General features: G+C 36.8%; 14 protein-coding genes. 4 read left to right on the top strand and 10 right to left on the bottom strand.

Features of this window, described 5'->3' with window-relative positions:
* Positions 1-71 precede the first annotated feature (71 nt).
* From IPZ59_RS04055 to IPZ59_RS04080, 6 genes are all read right to left on the bottom strand, one after another.
* Positions 72-1,481, bottom strand: a complete 1,410-nt coding sequence (locus IPZ59_RS04055) for a TolC family protein (RefSeq protein ID WP_236138603.1) — start codon at positions 1,479-1,481, stop codon at positions 72-74.
* Positions 1,471-4,650: an efflux RND transporter permease subunit gene (locus IPZ59_RS04060; protein WP_236138604.1), complete on the bottom strand. Its 3,180-nt coding sequence runs from the start codon at positions 4,648-4,650 to the stop codon at positions 1,471-1,473. The genes IPZ59_RS04055 and IPZ59_RS04060 overlap by 11 nt, the downstream gene beginning before the upstream one ends.
* 4 nt (positions 4,651-4,654) lie before the next feature.
* Positions 4,655-5,788, bottom strand: coding sequence for an efflux RND transporter periplasmic adaptor subunit (locus IPZ59_RS04065; RefSeq protein WP_236138605.1), 1,134 nt, complete (start codon positions 5,786-5,788; stop codon positions 4,655-4,657).
* A gap of 68 nt (positions 5,789-5,856) precedes the next feature.
* Positions 5,857-7,098 carry a serine hydrolase gene (locus IPZ59_RS04070; protein ID WP_236138606.1) on the bottom strand — a complete coding sequence of 414 codons (1,242 nt, stop codon included), beginning with the start codon at positions 7,096-7,098 and terminating at the stop codon, positions 5,857-5,859.
* 5 nt (positions 7,099-7,103) lie between these two features.
* Positions 7,104-8,180: an aminotransferase class I/II-fold pyridoxal phosphate-dependent enzyme gene (locus tag IPZ59_RS04075; protein ID WP_236138607.1), complete on the bottom strand. Its 1,077-nt coding sequence runs from the start codon at positions 8,178-8,180 to the stop codon at positions 7,104-7,106.
* A 278-nt stretch (positions 8,181-8,458) separates the two neighbouring features.
* Complete coding sequence (locus IPZ59_RS04080; RefSeq protein WP_236138608.1) at positions 8,459-9,973, bottom strand: hypothetical protein; 1,515 nt, start codon at positions 9,971-9,973, stop codon at positions 8,459-8,461.
* 1,588 nt (positions 9,974-11,561) lie between these two features.
* On the opposite strand from IPZ59_RS04080, the gene IPZ59_RS04085 reads away from it, so the two are divergent.
* From IPZ59_RS04085 to IPZ59_RS04095, 3 genes are all read left to right on the top strand, one after another.
* A complete protein-coding gene (locus IPZ59_RS04085) occupies positions 11,562-12,728 on the top strand; it encodes an ATP-binding protein (RefSeq protein WP_236138609.1) in 1,167 nt (388 codons plus the stop codon).
* A gap of 3 nt (positions 12,729-12,731) precedes the next feature.
* Positions 12,732-15,299 (top strand): winged-helix domain-containing protein, encoded by a 2,568-nt coding sequence (locus tag IPZ59_RS04090; RefSeq protein ID WP_236138610.1) that lies wholly within the window; start codon positions 12,732-12,734, stop codon positions 15,297-15,299.
* 536 nt (positions 15,300-15,835) lie between these two features.
* A complete protein-coding gene (locus tag IPZ59_RS04095; protein ID WP_236138611.1) occupies positions 15,836-16,552 on the top strand; it encodes a toll/interleukin-1 receptor domain-containing protein in 717 nt (238 codons plus the stop codon).
* Positions 16,553-16,942: 390 nt separating this feature from the next.
* Here IPZ59_RS04095 and IPZ59_RS04100 read toward each other — a convergent pair whose 3' ends face one another.
* From IPZ59_RS04100 to IPZ59_RS04115, 4 genes are all read right to left on the bottom strand, one after another.
* A complete protein-coding gene (locus IPZ59_RS04100) occupies positions 16,943-17,797 on the bottom strand; it encodes a hypothetical protein (protein ID WP_236138612.1) in 855 nt (284 codons plus the stop codon).
* Positions 17,787-18,014, bottom strand: a complete 228-nt coding sequence (locus IPZ59_RS04105) for a hypothetical protein (RefSeq protein WP_236138613.1) — start codon at positions 18,012-18,014, stop codon at positions 17,787-17,789. The genes IPZ59_RS04100 and IPZ59_RS04105 overlap by 11 nt, the downstream gene beginning before the upstream one ends.
* A gap of 110 nt (positions 18,015-18,124) precedes the next feature.
* Positions 18,125-18,292, bottom strand: coding sequence for a hypothetical protein (locus tag IPZ59_RS04110; protein ID WP_236138614.1), 168 nt, complete (start codon positions 18,290-18,292; stop codon positions 18,125-18,127).
* A gap of 507 nt (positions 18,293-18,799) precedes the next feature.
* Positions 18,800-19,405 carry a helix-turn-helix domain-containing protein gene (locus IPZ59_RS04115; protein ID WP_236138615.1) on the bottom strand — a complete coding sequence of 202 codons (606 nt, stop codon included), beginning with the start codon at positions 19,403-19,405 and terminating at the stop codon, positions 18,800-18,802.
* A 381-nt stretch (positions 19,406-19,786) separates the two neighbouring features.
* On the opposite strand from IPZ59_RS04115, the gene IPZ59_RS04120 reads away from it, so the two are divergent.
* Complete coding sequence (locus tag IPZ59_RS04120) at positions 19,787-19,993, top strand: hypothetical protein (RefSeq protein WP_236138616.1); 207 nt, start codon at positions 19,787-19,789, stop codon at positions 19,991-19,993.
* Positions 19,994-20,614 lie beyond the last annotated feature (621 nt).

Below are 20,614 nucleotides of genomic sequence, written 5' to 3' on the forward strand. Positions count from 1 at the left end.
GCTTTTCAAGCGATGAAAAGCCCTTTTTTTGTACTCTTTATTAACATTCGTTTTTTCAAAAATCCCCTCCTCTACCAGTTACCTCCTGTTGCTTTGTACAATTTGGCATATGCACTCATCAGGGATTGCTTCAATGCTACAAGCTCAAGCTCTGCATCGAACGCCTGTCTCTGAGACTCCAAAAACTCTAAATAACTCGTGACTCCTTGATTATACCGCTCTCCACTAAGGTATTGAGCATTTAGCGCTGCAGATTTCCTAACTCTCATGATAGCGATTTCTTGGTGCAGAGTTTTGATCTCAATCTTAGCATCTTCAACCTCACGAAAAGCATTCAAGATCGTGTTTTCATAGGCAAAAAATGCCTGATTATTTTGACTGTACGCTATATCCACCTGCCTTTTTAACTGACCCCAAAAAAACAAAGGACCCATTATTTGACCGCCGACATTCCATAGAGGGTTTCTAAGGCTCCAATCACCAAAATCGTCCGTAATGATGCCCGCTGTTCCAGTCAGACTGATGGTAGGTAACCTTTGAGCTCTGGCAACTCCCACCATAGATTGACTTTTCATCAATTCATATTCAGCAGACAATACATCAGGACGATTCTTCAACAAATCTATCGGTGCAGGCATCATTTCATCTACTTCTGAAACAAAAAATACTAAAGCTTTACCTTGTGATATCGATGATGGATTGCTGCCTATTAAAAAGCTTAAGGCATTCTCAAGTTGCATCTTTTTCCTCTCAAACCTTGGAACAGCACCTTCTGCAATCGCTTTTAAAATCAAGGACTGATCGACATCAGTTTGCTGAATAATCCCTTGATTAAATCTTGCTATGATAATTTGGTGAACGCTGTCTCTCAATGCGTAGTTTCGCTGAGCAATCTCCAACTCATCCTTGGCCCGCAACCATTGGAAATACGTGGACGAAACTTCTGCTACAAGCGATAACTGCACACTTTTCAAACCATACTCACTTGCTAAAAGATCAAAACGTGCCGCATCTGATAAATTTCTTAACCTTCCCCAAAAGTCAATTTCCCAGTTTAAGCCTGAGCCAGCAATAAACAACTCATTAACCTGCCCAATTTGATTAAACAAAAAATTCCCCCGTTCACCGGATGCTTGGACACCAAATTTAGGCAATAGCTCGGCATTTTGGATTCGCAAGGCATACCGGCTTTGAAGAATACGCTCTGCTGCAATCATGACATTTCGATTATACACAAGAGACCGTTTGATTAATGTATCTAAAACCGGGTCTTCAAAGCGGCTCCACCAAGTCAGATCAAAAGATTCACTGATCTCCAAATCAGCTGTATTTATCAACTGCGAACTTGGATCACCTGTTGAAACATTATCTGCTCGAAAGCTCTCAGGCACTAAAATTTCAGAACCACTATAGGGTTTGCCAATTTTACAAGACGCAATCCCCAAACCGAGAAAGCAAATAAGCCAAAGTCTATTTTTCATCTCCAGTATGCTTTAAAGGTTGAATGAACGTCCGCTTTTGCTCATATTTGAAAACTTTGCCCACGAGAACAAAAAGTAATGGATACAAAAACAATCCTAAAAATGTAGCCATACCAATACCTCCTAAGAGTGCCATTCCAATTACTTTTCGTGCCTCGGCACCAGAACCTGTGGCTAAAACCAAGGGAAGAATTCCCAAAATAAAAGAAAAAACAGTCATCAAAATCGGTCTAAACCTCAACTTGGCTGCTGACATTGCTGCATCAAACAAACTCAAGCCCTCATCAAATTTTAGCTTAGCAAACTCTACAATTAAAATGGCATTTTTAGCAGCCATGGCAATTAATAGAATCAATGAAATTTGAGCAAAAATGTTATTTTCAAAGGACAGGCTAAATATCCGAGCTAACTCCAAAAATAAAAATGCACCAAAAATAGCAAATGGAGTACCTAACAAAATACTGAAAGGCAAAGACCAACTTTCATACTGAGCTGCTAAAATTAAAAAGACTAGAAAGAAAGAAAAAACAAAAATAACAGCAGCTGACCCTGCAGACTTTTTCTCTTGGAAACTCATCCCATTCCAACTATAGGTCATATTTTCAGGCAGTACTTGTTGCGCAACCTCCTCTAAAGCATCCAAGGCCTGCAAAGAACTATAGCCCATCGCAGGCACTCCTGTGACCTCTGCTGACCGAAATAAATTGAACCGATTGGTATACTCAGGACCACTAGACTCACGCACATCCATGAATGTACTGATCGGCACCATTTCACCTCGCTTATTTTTTACGTGAAAAAGCTCCAATCCTTCTGCGCTCTGACGATAATCCGCCTCTGCCTGTATATAAGCTCTATAAATCCGCCCAAATTTGGTGAAATCATTGACGTAAGCACCTCCTAAAAATGCCCCAAAAGTTTGATAAACTTCCGGAAGTTGTACACCAGTCTGCAAAATCTTATCAATATTCAAATCTATGGACCGCTGAGGCACCGATGCTTGATATTGTGTAGAAGCTCTGGCTATTTCAGGACGCTGATTAGCCGCTTGAATAAATTCCATAGTTTTTTGCTGCAAGTAAAGTGGGTCTTCTCCCAATTTGTCCTGTATCATCATGCTAAAACCAGCACCAGAACCCAAGCCTGGAATAGCCGGAGGACCAAAAGCGAAAGCAATCCCATCTTTTACTTCTTTTGCTAAAACTGCATTGATTTTTTGAGTAACATCCTTGGCCGTTACACCTTTGCGCTCATCCCAATCAATCAAAGAAATAAACATAAAAGCTGCATTGGTACTTAAGGCATCCGCCAGCATATTGTACCCCACAGCAGTAGCAACACTCTCTATTTCAGGAATACCTTCTAGCATTGCCTCAACTTTTGCAGCTAACACATCCGAACGTTGTAAACTAGCAGCGCTCGGCAGTTGAACAGCAAGAAAAACGTAGCCCTGATCTTCTTCTGGAATAAAGCCGCCAGGAAGTCTAGAACCCAAAAATGCACTTGCCAGTACTGTCAGTAATATAAACAACACTCCACGTTTCAATTTGCCTGTTACCACCTGCGTAATGGTGGTGTACTTGTCGGTAACTTTATCAAACTTTTTATCAAAAGCATTGAAAAACCTACCTAATAGACCATTTCGTTCGTTGGAATCTTTTTTTGGTTGTAAAATCAATGCGCACAATGCCGGCGATAGAGAAAGCGCATTGATGCTAGAAATAATCACAGATACTGCTATCGTAATGGCAAATTGCTGATAGAGTTTACCTGTAATCCCAGGAATACCAATCACGGGTACAAAGACCGCCACCAACACCAAACTCGTTGCGATAATAGGAGCAGTTACTTCTTTCATCGCCGCCGTAGTGGCTTCTTTGACTCCCAACCCTTCTTCCATTTTGACCTGTACGGCCTCGACTACTACAATGGCATCGTCCACCACAATCCCAATCGCCAAAACCAAACCAAGCAATGAAAGCACATTGATGCTAAAACCAAGCATGGGAAAAAGCATAAAGGCACCAATCAAGGAAACTGGTATTGCCAATGTCGGAATTAATGTTGCTCTCCAGTCCTGGATAAATAGGAAAACCACAACAATCACAAGTAATAATGCGATGATCAATGTTTCTACAATTTCACTGATTCCCGCAGTGATGGGCTTGGTAGCATCCAAGGAAATTTCATGTGCGACACCCTCTGGGAAGTTGATGCTCATTTGGTCTAGCTCCTTTTTGATATCATCAGCTACCTGTACTGCATTGGAGCCTGGAGACTGATAGATGGAAATCAAGGCTGCATCAGAGCCATTGGTCCGGGTAAACGCACTGTAACTCTCGGTCCCTAACTCTACACGAGCTACATCTTTCAGCCTCACTTCGGAGCCATCCTCATGTGTTCGGATAACAATCTCCCTAAACTCTTCTTCTGATTGCAATCGTTCGGGCAGCTTTACCACATACGTAAACTCTGTTCCGGGAGGAGCAGGCTCAGCACCGAGTTTACCACCTGGTACAATTACATTTTGGGATCGGATCGCTTGACTGATTTCGTTGATGGTGATGCCCATTTTGGCCAAAATATCCGGCTTTACCCATATCCTCATGGAGTAATCAGAAGCACCAATGACACTTACACGACCCACACCAGGAATTCTTGCCAGCCGGTCTTTGATATTGATCATGGCATAATTACCTAAAAATTGCTGATCATATTGTCCATTGGGCGAAACCAACGAAATCAGCAACAGGGTATTAGACATTGACTTCTCGGTAGTGACCCCCATACGCGTCACTTCCTCCGGAAGCTTGGCCATGGCAGAAGAAACCCTGTTCTGCGTAAATACAGTATTCATATCCGGATCTGTGCCAATATCAAAGGTAACTTGAATACTGACCGAACCATCGTTAGAATTGGTGGATTTCATGTAAATCATATTTTCCACCCCATTGATTTGCTGCTCCAGAGCAGATGCCACAGATTGTTCTACAGAAATAGCATTCGCCCCAGTATATTTAGCACTCACACGGACTACAGGTGGGGTAATGTCAGGATATTGCTCTATGGGCAATGTTCCTAAAGAAACAAGTCCCACGGTTACGGTAATAATGGCTATAACAATGGCAACAATAGGCCTTCTGACAAAGAAATGATGCTGTGAGTCCATAAGGTTACCGTTGAGAGTTAAAGGTCACCAATTCAGGAGTAATTTGGCTACCAGGCTTTACCGTCATCAGACCTTCGAGCAATACACGTTCGCCTGCACTCAACCCTGATTGCACAATAAAATAGTCTTGATAGGTTTCTAGAATCTCAATCCGTTTTTGGCTAACCATACCATCTGCATTGACCGCCAAAACATTGAAAAAACCCTGAAGTTCAAATACACAGCGCTGAGGAACTAATATAGCTGCCGGTAAGATATCCACGACACCTTTTACTTTAGCAAATTGTCCTGGTCGTATCAATTTATCTGGATTTGGAAACTTGCTTTGCACTAAAATAGAACCCGTACTGGGATCAATATTTCGGTTCAAAAATGTGATCTCGCCCAAATAAGGAAAACGCTCCCCATCAGCAAGGAAAAGTTCAAGCGGCCTGCTTTTGAGATCTCTTTGATTTCTATTTTCTACTATGAATTGCCGTGCAAAAGCTAAATAATCTTTTTCGTTTAAAAAAAACTCCACAATGATACTATCAATTTGAGAAATAGTGTTGAGGATGACCGGATTGGGACTTCTACCTACATATTCCCCCTGCTTTGCGTTGGTTTTACCGATCACTCCATCGAGTGGAGCGATGATTTTTGTGTAGCTTAAATTCACTTTAGAAAGTTCCAAATTGGCAGTAGCAGCTTTAACAGATTCTTCTGCTGCACTCTTCCTTGCTTTTGCTGCATCCCAATCCCGTTCACTGATTGCTTTGATACTCACTAAGGGCTCAATTCTAGTCAGATCATTGGTTGCATTGACCAAATTTACCTGTGCTTCTGAAAGCCTGGATTGCTCTCGTGCCACATCCAACCGAAAAGGACTATCATCGATGGTATATAGGAGTTGGCCCTTTTTCACTTCCAATCCTTCCTGAAAATGGATCCTTTCCACAAAGCCATCAACCCGAGCCCGAATCGGTATATCAGCTTTTCCATATACCTGACCCACAAATTCTTTGGAAAGAGGAACTTCCTGGGCGATAATTTCAACCACCTGGAAGGACTGCAAATCTGTAATTGTCTGCGACTTTTCCCTGCAAGCGAAAAGACTAACTGATATCATCAGCGCACTCCAAAAATGGCTAATCTTCATAAAACTTAAGGCTAGTAAGAAGCCTTAAAATAAAAATTACTTTGGTAAATTAAAAGAAGTGAACAGGATTATTTTGTTTCAAACAATTCTTTCAAATTAATAGGATAATTTTCATTGGATTTTGGCAAATTTAATTGCCTTTGATAAAGGTAATCTCCCAATTCTGCAAAGAAAGGTAGCCCGATAGTTTCATATTGGTAATTGTCATCGTTTAAGGTTTCATTTTCATTGACATAGATGACAGCAGACACTAGAAACTCAACCCCTTCGTTTAAATCGACTACATAGGCACCATCCAATAAGTGACCATAAGCCCAACCTGTTTTATTAAGGATTCGGATATGTTTGGGCATGGGTTCTTTGGATCTACCAAACATGAAAAACTTGGAATAGGAGTCGTAATACTCTGGAAGTTGATAAGATGGGTAATCAGATTCTCCAGGAAGCATGCCCATATATTTCAATACAAACAGTCTAGACTCCTCACTTATTTTGAAGCGTTGATGCACGGGAAAGGCCTCCGGAAAAACGATGCGTTTCACTACCCCGTGCAAATCACTCAAAGCAAACTTATTTTTATAAGTAAAGTCCATCGGTTTTTCCACTAACATTCCTCCCTGGTAAAATGCTTTACCAATGGTGGGATTATCCGCATTCTTATATTCCACTTCCGTATGCCTAGCCTCGAGCGAATACAATAAATCACCGTTTTCAGAGTAAAATTTGATCGGATTAACATGCCTGTTCTCTTCTTCCGACATAGGCAAACTTAAGCGATGATTGATCACCGTATGTACCAAACCTTTGGCTTGTAGAGATTGATTTATGTAATCTTGACCCAATAGCTCGTACAATCTATTATAGGCATCATTATCGCTGACGAGTAAAATTTTCTTGATGTAATGCTCTATACTCGGTAGATTATCTAGAGCAGTACTGTCTAAGCTAGCAGATGTTTGCGAGTTTCTAACTGAGTCTGTGATCATGATACTTTGGGTGGTTAATCCATGGATATCTAGGGACTCTAACCACTCTAAAGCCAACAGGGCTACTGGAAGTTTGACCGTGGAAGCTGGATAAAAATACTTGTCATCATCCAACGCAATGGAATGATCGGTAAATTGGATTTGACCTGATATGTCTTTTGAAGGAGTAGAAAATAAGATTTGAACTTGATACTGTTCAGGATTTTCTAACACCTTCTTAAGTGTAGGATATGCCTCAGGAATGGATTGAAAAGGTACATCTATCTCCGGTTTTCCACAAGCAACCAAGAGAGGAATAAACAAGAGAGCAAAAAACCTTTTCATAGAATTTAAATGGTTATAGGTTTGGTGTCTTTAATTTGTTGAAGTGTTTTTCCTAACAAACTTAAATCACCTTTCGTGTGGTAAGCAGCAACGACAATACGATTGATCCAAGGATCTGTAGGGGCAGGATATGGAAATGAGGAAACAATAATTTTCGCTTCTTCTAACTTTTTAACCCATTTATTGTCCTTAAACAAGAATATCGGAAAATTTGGATTAAAATCCAAGGTTCCGAGGTTAGCAGCTATCACTTGGAAATACTGTATATTTTCGAGCAACTTACTTTTCTGAACCTCATATATTAATTGTGATTTTAGAAAGGCGTATAGATAAGCAGGAGGGGGAGGGGATGCACCTCTAAAGACTCGTTGATTGGCAATATCGATGAGAGGAAAGGTCAATCCAAGCGAAATACCTGCTGGCATCCCAAGTCCTTTGCCCAAAGAGCCCGTAACAAATAAATCTACAGGAAGATACTTCCATTTCGAATAATTTCCATAAATACTTGTACCCGTCACACCAAAAGCATGACTATCGTCCAATAATACTTTGTATTCATGCTTTCGTGGAAGATGGCCTATCCATGAAAAATCATAAACAGCCGGTTTCAAAGGGTTAACCGAGTTGGATAGAATTAAAATCTTTTGAGGCTTTAACTGTTCACAAGTCTCCTCTACTTCACGCTGCCAATCAGCAAAAGTCTGTTTGATCTTTGGTTTTAATTCTTCTGGCAAAATTGCGGGGTGGGTATCTGGAGAAACGAATATATAATCAGTAGATTCCAAGAGGTATGAAAGAGTAGCTTGACCTGCCAGGTATCCACTACTCCAAACAAGTGCTTTTTCAGCACCGGCCCCGATTGCAAATTGGTTTTCAAATTCCTCAAAAGTTGACATTCGAACATTATTGATCCTGCTCAGGCCATGATTGGTGCCTAACTCAGAAAAACCCTCTACGATCAACTTCTGAAAATCGGGATGTGCACTCATACCAAGATAATCCGTTCCACTGAAATAGAGGAATTCCTTGGAGTCAATTGAGATTACTCGTCCTAATTTATTTTTTACATAAAATAAACTCATACAAGAAAGGCATAAGGGTGTGGTGACAACTTTTCAATGCCAACATGAAAGTAAGCCAAATAATAATACTTTTCCAATAATTGAAGATGTAATTTTTAATAACTTTTTTAGTTTTAAACAAAAAATCACAGCAGATGTTGATTAATCTTTCAAAAAACAGTCAAACCAACCAATATTTATTTTTTGAACAACAAGCTTGATTATCCTTCAACAACGTATAAGTTAAAATTGAAAAAAGGCCGATTTTTTAATATCAACCTTTTTTCAATAATTAATCATTAACAAATTTCAGTTGAAGTACTATTCCTAAATATAACCTGATAAGGGATAGATCTAATTACAACATATTCTCTATCCATATTTACCTCAGGTTGAAGGGATCTTAATGTAACTTTAACAAAAATTTCTTGTGATAATCTAATTAAATTTTGATAATCAGTATAAAAATATCCTCCTGAATTAGCAAAACTTGGAATTGAGTTTGGAAAAACATCTGGAGAAAAAGCTACTTTTATATCAACTATATGCATCCCAGAAGTCGGGTTTAAACTAATGTTATTTAAGACTTCATTGTAGACAGTAGCATACTTTGAAATAGTTATTGTTTCACACTCACCTGGATATTGCTCACTTGGTTGAGAAAGATATTCAGTATCTAAATAAACTTTTTGGACTTCTTTAAAATTAATTAAACCATAAGATATTTGATTTAATGGTTTAAAAGCAAAGCCGTCATTAATCCAAGCTGTTGAATCGGCATTTACTCTAATTTCTTTTCTTAAAATCCTAGTAATTAATGAAAATGACATTCCCAAATCTGCGTCCAAAGTTATAGGTATAGTTTGAGTTGTTTTTTTACCCCCTAAGAAAAATTTAGCTATTCCTACAGCCCCAGTTGCAATATCAAAAGATTGCAAAAAACTTGTAAGTTTTAATTTTTTATATTTTTTATCTACTGCAGAGAGAAAAGCCCCAGTATTTTTAAAGACATCATGTATTTTGATCTCATTTTTTTCAGTCACAAGAGCCTTTCCTGTTACAGCACCAGATATTCCTCCACTACCAATAGTTTCAATAATCCCATAAACCTTAAAATCAAAAATTGTGTTTGAATTAAAATTTGGATCGAAGCCTAAATAAAAGTCATGAACGGACCATCCCCCTTGTTCTGCCATATTAGAAATTGATTCCCTTACCTGATTTGGAACAAGATTAGTTAAAACCCCTTGTTGAAAATTTTCTGACGTTAATGTAAACAAGCCACTTGATGTGAATACATTGTTATGAAGGCCAAGTCTAACTGATTGAAAGACATATTGAGATCCAAAAGCATTGAACAAACACAATCTCAATAAACCTCTTCTCCTATTATAGACTAAGAACCAAGGGTCTCCTTCAACTGGATGATTTTCATTAAACCCAAAGTCCCTTGCAACTAATACCCATCCATCATTAGGCAACATATCTCTTTGGCTTGCATCAGTTGCAATATCACTTGCTTGAAAATATGGAAGTTGTTTTTGTCGAATTACGCCAAGCCCACCGCTATTAGAGGTCCACATAGTCTGCATAGTTGAAGAATACCATTGCCAATTAGAATTTCTATTGGGATCATTAATTGGAAATACTCTAGCGGTTAAATCAGCAGAGTCAAGACTTTGAATAGAAAATATCTCTTGATTTTCTATTAATTCTTTTTCAAGCTGTTTCGTTGTTTCATAATCATCAATTTCTGCACATGCGAAGAAAGTCAACGATAAAATAAAGAAAATATATTTAGTTAAATCTTTCATTTGTTTTTTGATTAGATTGTTTAATTGTAAGACACTCACCTTTAGACCATTGTTAAAGAAGCCTTATCTTTAATCAAATACTTAAAACTAAACTTGAAAGGCTAAAATATTTTTGATCTTTTTGCTATGATTAGCAAAAAAATCTCCGTTATTAGGTGGTCGGGGTCTGTTCATTGTAAAAATATTTTTAAAAAATTAGGTAAAAAATCAACTATTAACTAAAAACTCTGTTTACCAAATAATTAAGTTGTGATTTATTTATATTAAAAATATTTTATCTTTTTTAAAAATAAGTTGAACTTAATTTTATTTTATAGAGCTTTTCTAACATTGCTCTAAATTTTTATTATTTTAAATGAAGAGTTAAAATAATTAGTCTCAATTTTACAACATTAAGAAATTGTTAACAGTATAATTTTTAACTCTTGGAAAAGAGTATCATTATTGAAAAAAATTTATCATTTCTTCTACCATAAAGATTGTAATAATGAATACTTGTTTATTGCAAGCGAAACTCAATTTGAAATTAATGCACTAAGCAGGACGTTATTTTCGATTTTTTTTTAACATCGAAATTTTACGATTTTCAAAAATTCCATAAGCATTATATGGACTTTTAGTCTAGATATCAGTCAAAACTGGGATGTTGAAAGTGCTTAAAGAAAGGACATATAGGAACCAAATCCTATTAATCTATTAATTTTCAAAAGAGGGGTTATTTAAAAGCAACAGATTCACCATACTAAGGTCCATAAGGGTTTCCATCCATTATATAGCTAACAGAGGATCAATTATAGGTCCTTGGCGTTATTGGTTTACTAATCAAGGATTTCCACTCTTAAATAAAACTGATCAAAATACTGCTCGGAATTTACAAGAGTTTTCCATGTTCTAAGGATACTCCCATTTTCAAATTAAGCAACTCCTAACTGACAAATACTGCTGTAATCCCCATTGGCCGTCTCAACATCAATCGCAAAATAGTGGTTGTCCATGGCTTAAATGTTTGAAAAACAAGTCTAAACAATTTATTCTAGTTGGAAAATACCCTGATCAGGGTATTTTTCATCAAAAGACTCAATTATCCCCATAATAGTCTAGGCGAGACTACGGAGTTCTTGGCTAGACCAAGACTTGTGAGAGGTTAAACCTGATCCGATCTCTTTAGGAAAAAAAGTCATTCTCACCAAACACCTTAGTAAGCCCTTCTACTTCAGTGCCCTTCTTTTATGAGATCAATCTTTTGGTCCCACCGAATAGGTTTTCTGCCGGGATGTCAGTTTAATCCGACCATACAGGCCAAATTCATATATAAAAACATACTTATTGAAGGGGGCAGTTTGCTCCAGAATTATCTATCAAAAAACTGGCACAGTTTGAAGCGAAATAGATGATAGATATCAACTCTTTATATAAACCTAACATAATGGTTGCCGCCCCTACTCCATTTTAGCACTAAATTACAACGAAACTTACCCATTCTTTCCACTTCCTAATCTTCTTTAATTTCATTTGACAATAAAATTTTTGCTAAAATATTTGACAATAAAAAAATTGTCACTAATTTTGACAATAAATAATTTGTTAAATGAAAAATAGTCTAGGAAATCCAGCAAGGGGAGAAGCATTTTATCCCCGAGATTCTGAATTAAAAAAAATATACAGAGTTCTCGATAAAGGAACTTCAATTTACCTATCTGCACCTAGAAGAGTAGGGAAAACCTCAATCCTTAAGCATATTGAAGAGTTTCCTCAAGAAGGGTACTACTTCGTCTATGTTATTACTGAATCAGTTGACTCTGAAAAAGAGTTTTTCAAAGTCATCTTTGAGGCAATTATCAGAAGTGAAGCTATTGGTAATCTAAGTAAACTCTATGATTCCATAAAAAATGGTATTGAAGGGATCCTAGGAAGAGTCAAAACAGTTTACCACGTTGAGCTTAGAGAGAAAGGTGAAACAGATTATTTTCAAATACTGGTTGATCTCTTTGAAAAAATCAAGAAAGAATATGGTCACGTGGTGATTTTGATTGATGAATTTCCCCAAACTATCCAAAATATTCTTAATAAGGAGGGTGAAAAAGCAGCGGAACATTTCATTCAAAAAAACCGAGAGCTAAGGCATAATGCATATGTCTTAGATAAAATCCACTTTATCTACACTGGATCTCTCTCACTTTTTCCAATGGTTGAAAAAGTAACTGAATTAACAGCAGTGAATGATTTGAGAACAGTAGAGGTCGCCCCACTTACCTACAACGAAGCGCAAGATTTTTTAATAAAACTTCTTGAATTTGATAATGTCCAGCTTGAGGAATCAATTTTACAGTACACGTTGGACAGAATGGGGTGGTTAATTCCTTTTCATTTGCAATTGATTGCGCAAGAAATTACTGATGTATACGAAACGAATGAGGAAGACCTGATAACCTCAAAGGAAATAGACCAAGCGTATGATCAAATAGTTCACCTGAGAAATAAACCCCAATTTGAGCCCTATTTTGCGAGGTTGGCCACACTATTCAAAGGAAACGAATATGCATTTGTATTTGAAGTTTTGGAGTTCATAGCATCCAATGATATAATAACAATGGATAAGGTCCATGACTTTGGAGTAAAGCATACTGTGGAAGAAACACGAAGGACGATGGATATATTAGAAGGTGATGGGTATTTGTTCAAAAGCGAGGAAAAGAATTACAGGTACACCTCACCAATTCTTCAGATGTGGTGCAGAAAACATATATGTAAATAGGCCATGAGCGTAAAAACATTATATAATCCAGCTGGTCTAGAGAAGCCAGAACTGATCGAATCCTTCGTGGTAAGGACTAAGATTTTTGAGAAGATTTTTTCAGATATCAAGTCAAGTGATATGAAATATCCAGAAAAACATTATTTGATCCAGGGACAAAGAGGTATGGGAAAAACAACACTTTTACTTCGTCTGAAATATGAGATTGAAAATTCTGGAGAATTAAATAATTGGCTGCTTCCTGTATTTTTTGGAGAAGAATCCTACGACTTGACTACTTTATCAAGGTTGTGGGAAAAGCTGTTAGATTATCTAGATGATGCACTTGACACGAATGGTGAGCATTTTGAACATACTGAAGCCTTCATTGATTTTGAAGATTACGAAAAAAAATGCTTTGATTACCTGATCGAAGTTCTACAAAAAAATCAAAAGAAGCTAATTATATTCTTTGACAATTTTGGACAACTTTTTTTAGACAATCTCAAGGACAAGGAAAAAAGGAGGCTTCGAGAGATCTTAATGCATTGCAGTGAGATAAGGATTATTGGAGCTTCTGCCATTGTCTTGCAGGATTTACATGACTATTCTGAACCATTTTATGAGTTTTTTCAAATAGTAAGACTAGAGGGCTTGACAAAAGAAGAAACATTTCATTTGATTGAAAAGCTTCAAGAAAAAAGTAAGCAAAAAATAAACTTAAAAAAGGCAAAAGGTAAAATCGATACACTCGCAATTCTCACTGGTGGAGTAATTAGAACCCTAATGATGGTGTATCAAGTGTTATTGGAAGATCAAGATGGCTCTGCCTTGAATGATTTAGAGACTATTCTGGATCAAATCACGCCACTGTATAAAAGTAGGATTGAAGAATTACCTGTTCAGCAAAGAAGGATTGTTGATGTTATTGCAAAAAATTGGGATGCCATAAGCGCAAAAGATATTGCAACTCAAATCCGGGAAGATGGTAAAAGAATCCAGACTAAACTAGTATCAGCACACTTGGCTCAATTGGAAAAAAACAACGTTATCGAAAAAAAGCAAACCAATACCAAAAACCATCTTTATCAAGTTAGGGAGCGGTTTTTCAATATTTGGTACTTAATGCGAAATGGAAACCGGAGAGACAGAAAGAAAGTCAAATGGCTAACTAAGTTTCTGGAAATGTGGTATGATGACGAGGAAAGTATAAATTCATTTATTGAAAGACATATTTCCCACCTAAAGTCAGGTAAATATCACCCTAAGTCTGCATTATTGTTAGCAGAAGCATTAGTTGATTCAGAAAAAATAGATGTATTTAAATTGGATGTATTGATTAAAGAGACATCTGGTATTCTTTCTGAAGAGCAAAAGTCACAGTTACCTGATATAGAAAGAAGGAAATTTTCTCTAGCAAAGAGATATTATGATCAAGGTGATTTAGAGGGAGGGATTGATGTTTTAGAAAGGATTCCAAAAAGAAGTCATTACCAAAGAATACTCTTGACTTATTTTTATTTGGAAAAGAAAGATTTAAAGAATGCATTAAAAGAATTTGAATCTATTTCAGAAATCTCAATAGGGGATCTTAAAGTTGTAAAGTTTCTTAGTGCTGAATTAAAAAAGCCTGATGTTTTAGAAAAGATTCTTAATAATTCTCCTAAAATTAGTAAGGGGAAATCATTTCTAACTGTTGCGGAAGCATATTTAAGATTAAACAAAAAGGATTTAGCCGAGGTGAATTTTAAAAAAGCAATAGCTGAGAATGAGGAAGAAGCATTCTTAAAATTAGCTGATTTTTATGAAGACGTAAAGAATTTTGAGAAGGCAGAATTTGTTTTAAAAGCAGGGTTGAAAAGTGATGCAGTTTCAGTTTATGATTTATTAGATTTTTATTTATTAAGGCTTCCCACAGGAAAGGAGGATATTCAATCTGCTGGTGAACTATTGTTAAGCCTTCCTGAAAGTGATTTAGATTATTTTTTTTATAAATCCTTGATCTTATTAATAGAATTAGGCTCTAGTGTCGAAGAGCCTGATTATCAAGTGAAAGCCAGAGAGTTTCAAATTTTTCTTGAGAGAGCATGTACGAGGTTTAATGAAGAAAAAGTATATGATGAAAGAGAAGAATTTATTACTTACAACCTCCTCACATCTTATTTACAATTTTCTTTAGACAAGAAAAAGGCTAGAAATTTAATGAATTTAGTTTTGGAAAGGGAGAAAGTTCCAAATCAGTTGTTGGTAAAATTTAGCTTTCTTATGACATGGGAAAGGAAGTTTAAAGAAGCGATTGAGTTAATAGAAAATCAATTGCACTTAGATGAGGTATTCAAAGATAGTTATCTAATTGATCAACTTAATACTACGATACTTTTGCTTTTAGCAAAGGATCAGTATCACCTAGTTTTTGGGATCTTTTCAAAATTCAATGAATTTAAAGAGGTTCTGAAGCCGACCTATTATGCATTGATGACACTGTTAAAAGAAGAATACCCAAATGAACTAGTTAAAATGGGTGATGAACTTACGCAGCCCGTTAATGACATCTTATATACTATCAAAGAAATGAAATTGAAATATGAATAACTGACGATAATGTCATGAAAAATGAAATTTATACTGACAGGCTAATCATGAGTCTGTCATATTTACCGAATGAAACACTATGTTCCAATTATAATTTTGGTCAATGTAAATAAAATGGAATTTAGTTTGGAGAAAGGTGTTCAGCAATTTCTTGGCACAATGAATGTTAAAAAATGTTAAACACCTACTAAGGTGCTGGTAATGAAATAAAAAAGGGGAGAGCTTCTGTTGGGAAAATAGGCTCCCCCGCTTTTACTTGGATTTGAGACCCCAAAGGTAAGAGTTTTTTATTTTCCTGGTAGGTATTCCTTCTGCCTAATTGATAGAAGGGTTCAAATGCTAAACCAATGGCAAAAACAGCAGATGGGAAGAAAATTGTCCCAGTTAAGCCACATACCAAGAAGGTAGGTGGCAAAACAGTAAAGGTGCCTGGACATAGAAGATCCACACCAAATTAAAGCCTAATCGGCTTCGGGCCGATCTATGGTCGGCCTATTTTAATTATTTATCACCTTACCTTAAAAAGTTATTTAATTATGTCTAGATGTACAGCACCAGTTTATGGGCACAGAACAGCAAGTGCGGCGGCGGCTTGCCCGGCATGTGGAGGAAGAGGAAGTTATCGTAGTTCCTATTCATATCCATCTTATTCCTCGTTTTCTTCTTCTTCATATAGTTCGGGAAGTCGAAGCAGTAGCAGTGGAGGAAGTAAAACGAGAGTTCGATGGGCCTCACCAGGCTCTACGATCTTATATACACCCTCAGAGATCCGAACACTCACACCAGTGAGAGAAAATGTGGAAAAACGAGCAGATTTGACAGACCTTCGGGATGTTTTTCTCTGTCATGCTTGGGATGACAGAAAAGATGCTGCCAAAGAACTACATGATTTATTAGTGTCAAAAGGTGTTTCTGTTTGGTTTAGCGAAAAGGATGTTTTGTTGGGATCATCATTACTCCGCGAGATTGACAAGGGATTGGCAAAGTCTCGTGTCGGGATAGTTTTAGTTACACCTTCATTTCTAAAACGAGTGAAAGGAGAAGGAATCGCTGATAAAGAACTTTCAGCTCTCCTTGCCAGGGACTTATTGGTACCAATAGTTCATGAAACAACCTTTGAAGCATTAAGAAATGTGAGTCCTCTTCTTGGCTCAAGAAGTGGTCTAAGTACTATAGAAGATTCAATGGGGAATATTGCATCCAAATTGGCGGAATTGGTTTCTGTTGAGCCTTATGAATATTTTGAGGCTTAAAAAATAACCTGTCTTAGTTTAAAAAATTGTGGGTTCTAAGTTATCCCAATTAAAAACTGGATTGACATCAGGGTGGGGGTAGTCCCTTGAATTAGTCGGAATCCTCATCCAGCCCAAACGATGTTTTTAATATTATCATGAATGATCAGATGGATTCTGAACAAGTACATAACAATTAAATGGCTTAGACAAGCAACAGTTTCTTATCCAAACATGTCTTATCACTAGGAATTGAGGATACAAATTAGTCTAACAAAATGGACTATCCGACTGCATGATAATAGCCGTATGAATCGAGAGGTTTACTGCCTGTCCCGAAAGTCGGGATACGGTTCTGTGAGAGGTTTAGGGGTGGAATCCCCCTTTACCTACTCGACTGGCAACTGGCTTTTATTTTCCAAGTTGATAAATGGCTGCCTTCAATACCTGCCACGATATTTGAGCTGTATGCTTATCTGGATTAAATCCTGAACTCAATTGCTGGTATGGATGTATGTAATTTCTAAAATCTCTCAATGAGTGACTAAACTTTTTTACATCCTCTTTTATTAATCCAACTTCAAATGCCGTATTTATTAAATCATTTAAAGTCCATTCGTGAAATGGTTTTACTTTACCTTCTTGATTTTTTGGTGAGGAATTAGCAATATTAAATTTCTTTGGTTCTTTCATTGCCACTCCTAAAAGAATACCCTCAAGACTACTACCGCACAAGAAAATTACTGAAAGAGGTGCATTTGTACCAAGGCATTTTTTTATTTCCTCAAAACGTAGATTAAGTATTTCTGTAATAGTTCCATCAAGACCTATTTTTTCAATATTTAGTTCTTTGAATTCACGATTTAAAAACTCGGTTTCTGTCAATTCAGATTCTTTTTCTTCTTCTCCAAAATCAATTTCCCCTGCTTTTTTGAAATGTATTTCTTTATTCATTCTGACGACTTGCCATCCATCAAATGCTATATACTGATTGAATTCTGAAATGAACTCATCTAATTCCTTAAATCTTCCAATGAAGTTAACTGGTGAAAACAACGATTTAATTGTTTTGTCTAAATCAGCTGTTCCATTAAGTTTTTTTAGTTTTTCGTCCGTAAAGTCCTTTCTTGATGGAAATCCTTGTCCATAAGAGTCGTTGAATCCTAAATTATTGAAAAATGATACAAGTTGAGGTCCTGACCTATATTCAGTTTCTTCGTTTATTAGAAGTCGAAGTTTTTCTAAAGTCTTAGGGTTAATTGTCATTCTTTGGATTAATAATGTGTTGTCGAACTTCAGAAACTTTGATTGACCAATAATGTTCCTCTCTTAGGTTCACAAGTAATTGGTCGTTATCAATTCCGTGTACAGTCCAATACTCATCAAAATTTGACTGGGTCAGTATTTTTCCACTATACACATCGTCAAAATATACTTCGTCTCCAATATTTATGTCTTTTATATCATATTTGTTGTATTCCATCTCTGTGTGTTTACCTTGTTGCCAACGGTCCTCAGCTTGGAGACGGCGGACGTTCGGAACACCTCTCTTCCAGCCTACTCCAATCGTTAACAATATACGAATCTCCTTCTTTAAACGAAACTGTCCGCTGTATCCAAGGTGATGTTATGCAATGGACCAGGTTTTCGGAGCTGAAATTTCCTCTCTAACCTAATTCGAACTCCCCTTTCGTTTATCCCTTTCACAGCCTCCTGCCTTAAAATCAACGCAGCCAAAAGCTTCGGTTTTTTCGTTTTCATCGAATTCACTTTTTAAAATCTCTTTGAATGAAAAGATTCTAAAGTGTTCATTGATCTTGTAGGTAACGGGGTTTCAACTTTTTCTTGTTTTACCTGGCATAATTGCCTTGATTGAAAAAAGCCTCACTTTCAGAAACCAATATCCTTTAGACCATTTTTATCTTTTCTTGTTGAAACCAATTTGAGGTTCCCTACTGAGGTTTTCCCCCTTTTTTGCGACCCCAAACAATACTTGCTAAACCAAGAAATCAAAAGCGACGAATTCACTTTTTTCCCCTCCCAAACAATCTTCAATTCTTAACATTCACTCTCTGTTTTAAACCAACTTCATAAAAATCCTAATCTTTTCATTTTAAACAGTCCGCTTTTCAAAAGGTGCTCCTTGGTCTGTTGCATAACATTTTATTTTCCTTTATAGAGGAAAGCATTCTTATTTTAGGGCGCCTTCCTCTATTATAGTGGAAATAACCTTTTCCCAAACCTACCCATTCCCCCTCAAACAAAAAATCAAATAATCTTCTTGCCCTTTTCGCTTGTAAAATACTTTTGGTGAGGATTGTTTGGGCTTATAGGATCTGTCAATTGCAGCCAATTTAATTCTAAGGCAATACCTATAGTTCTTTTAAAATTATTTGTTGTGTTTTTTAACCCAAGATTGCCAAGTATTTCTTTTTTGGACTTGGGCTTAATACAAAATGTAAGTGTTTTTAAGATTCTTATTGCATTAATTGAAGAGAATTTGGAAGCAAATTCATTACCCTTCAATCTTTTTACTTCTTCTATTACTTGTTCTTTGATAGGCTCAAGCAACAAATCAGGATCAAATTCTTTGCAATCTTTTCCAGAATTCACAGGCAGTTTAAATAAATCTGTGTAGTCTAGGCCAAGATTATTTAATAAGTTAAAAATCGTCTCAATGGTTGGGTTTGCTTTGCCGCTTTCATAATGCGAATACTGAGATCTAACTATATTTTTTGCGTCTGAGAAGTCATCTTTTGTTTTATACCCAAGCTCTAATCTGGCTTTTACAAAAAATTCAGATAGCTCTTTTTTGAACTTTAAAAGTCTTTTTTCTTTGTTTGATTCCTTTGAATTGCTCTCCTCATTTCGCATTCATAAAAGAATAAACAAAAAAAAATTGATAAAATCTATTAAAATAGGAAATTTGTGTTTGTTTATATTTATTTGATAATTATATTAGTAGCGACAAATTTAGAATTAAAAACAGATTCAAAGAACCAAATGAAATAAATTACTTATTCCAACGGTTAATACAAAAAAGGTATTTCTAAAGAGTCTCGGCTGCAAATTCTGACACTTAAATCGGACGAGACGATAGGGAAATGCCCATAGCAAGCTATATTTGTATAGTTATGTTATGGGTTCCTTATCGTAATTCCAATCCGTAGGCCGTCAGAAGCCAGCAGCTTGGTTGTAAGGAGCCCTCCATAACTCCTTTTTCAACTACCGACTCGTTTAAAACTTTTCAAAAACATGAAAGCGAGCAACACTATACAGCTTTATATTCTAGAATTCAGAAGACTTGTTTCTGAGAAGCTTGGAATCGTTTTGCCTTTCTTGTGGAGAAAAGTTGCCTTCGAGTCCAAAATTAGCATGCTCGGCATGCTGGTACTGAGCTTTGAAATAGCGTTGACAGCCTATGACAGGCTATTTCCACTCAAACCCAAAAACCCTATCTGAACTTTTACAATAATCATCCTATCAATTGATAGGTGATGCTGCTTCCCGGTAAGGAATCGTGTCATGGTCTCTTGTTTGGCGATCATGTTTGCCTTATTCCTTTTGACCTATCCGCTGCAGAGGAGGGGTTCATGTAACTACAATCATTTTACTCGCCGATCAATCGCTGCCAAAAAGGTGGCCTGGAAGAACTATGGCTGTTCGTTCTTGGAAACCCTCCAAGGCTGCTATTGATCCACATCGAATGCATGAAAAAAATTATCAACGCATGCTTCCTGGGTTTGCCATGCCTTTATCGAAGTATCCAATGCGGAGTGCAAGGACTCTACAAGTCCGATTCCTGTAATGAGATTTCTTTAAGGGCAGTCATTTTCCTGGGAGCAAAGTACCCTTGTATCCTGAGGTTGGCAAGAAGCATGATCCTTCTGCACCTCCAAGTAACCCAATCTTTCCCATCAAAAAACAAGCACATAACCCCTATGAAGATAAATAATAAGAATCCCTGAACCGAGCCAAAGTTGCTATCCCCCATAGGCTCTCTGAAACTCTCCTCATAAGGTTAACGATCAACCAAACCCAAATGTAGCTAGCGGATTCACACAAGGTGACGGTACTGCACAG

Source organism: Mongoliitalea daihaiensis (genome assembly GCF_021596945.1).
Lineage (GTDB): Bacteria > Bacteroidota > Bacteroidia > Cytophagales > Cyclobacteriaceae > Mongoliitalea > Mongoliitalea daihaiensis.

Bases quoted from the DNA above. Each gene is read 5' to 3' on its own strand.
- IPZ59_RS04065 (WP_236138605.1), bottom strand. From the start codon at position 5,788: ATGAAGATTAGCCATTTTTGGAGTGCGCTGATGATATCAGTTAGTCTT.
- IPZ59_RS04120 (WP_236138616.1), top strand. From the start codon at position 19,787: ATGAAAGCGAGCAACACTATACAGCTTTATATTCTAGAATTCAGAAGA.
- IPZ59_RS04080 (WP_236138608.1), bottom strand. From the start codon at position 9,973: ATGAAAGATTTAACTAAATATATTTTCTTTATTTTATCGTTGACTTTC.
- IPZ59_RS04095 (WP_236138611.1), top strand. From the start codon at position 15,836: ATGTCTAGATGTACAGCACCAGTTTATGGGCACAGAACAGCAAGTGCG.
- IPZ59_RS04100 (WP_236138612.1), bottom strand. From the start codon at position 17,797: ATGACAATTAACCCTAAGACTTTAGAAAAACTTCGACTTCTAATAAAC.
- IPZ59_RS04115 (WP_236138615.1), bottom strand. From the start codon at position 19,405: ATGCGAAATGAGGAGAGCAATTCAAAGGAATCAAACAAAGAAAAAAGA.
- IPZ59_RS04090 (WP_236138610.1), top strand. From the start codon at position 12,732: ATGAGCGTAAAAACATTATATAATCCAGCTGGTCTAGAGAAGCCAGAA.
- IPZ59_RS04085 (WP_236138609.1), top strand. From the start codon at position 11,562: ATGAAAAATAGTCTAGGAAATCCAGCAAGGGGAGAAGCATTTTATCCC.
- IPZ59_RS04055 (WP_236138603.1), bottom strand. From the start codon at position 1,481: ATGAAAAATAGACTTTGGCTTATTTGCTTTCTCGGTTTGGGGATTGCG.
- IPZ59_RS04110 (WP_236138614.1), bottom strand. From the start codon at position 18,292: ATGAAAACGAAAAAACCGAAGCTTTTGGCTGCGTTGATTTTAAGGCAG.
- IPZ59_RS04105 (WP_236138613.1), bottom strand. From the start codon at position 18,014: ATGGAATACAACAAATATGATATAAAAGACATAAATATTGGAGACGAA.
- IPZ59_RS04075 (WP_236138607.1), bottom strand. From the start codon at position 8,180: ATGAGTTTATTTTATGTAAAAAATAAATTAGGACGAGTAATCTCAATT.
- IPZ59_RS04060 (WP_236138604.1), bottom strand. From the start codon at position 4,650: ATGGACTCACAGCATCATTTCTTTGTCAGAAGGCCTATTGTTGCCATT.
- IPZ59_RS04070 (WP_236138606.1), bottom strand. From the start codon at position 7,098: ATGAAAAGGTTTTTTGCTCTCTTGTTTATTCCTCTCTTGGTTGCTTGT.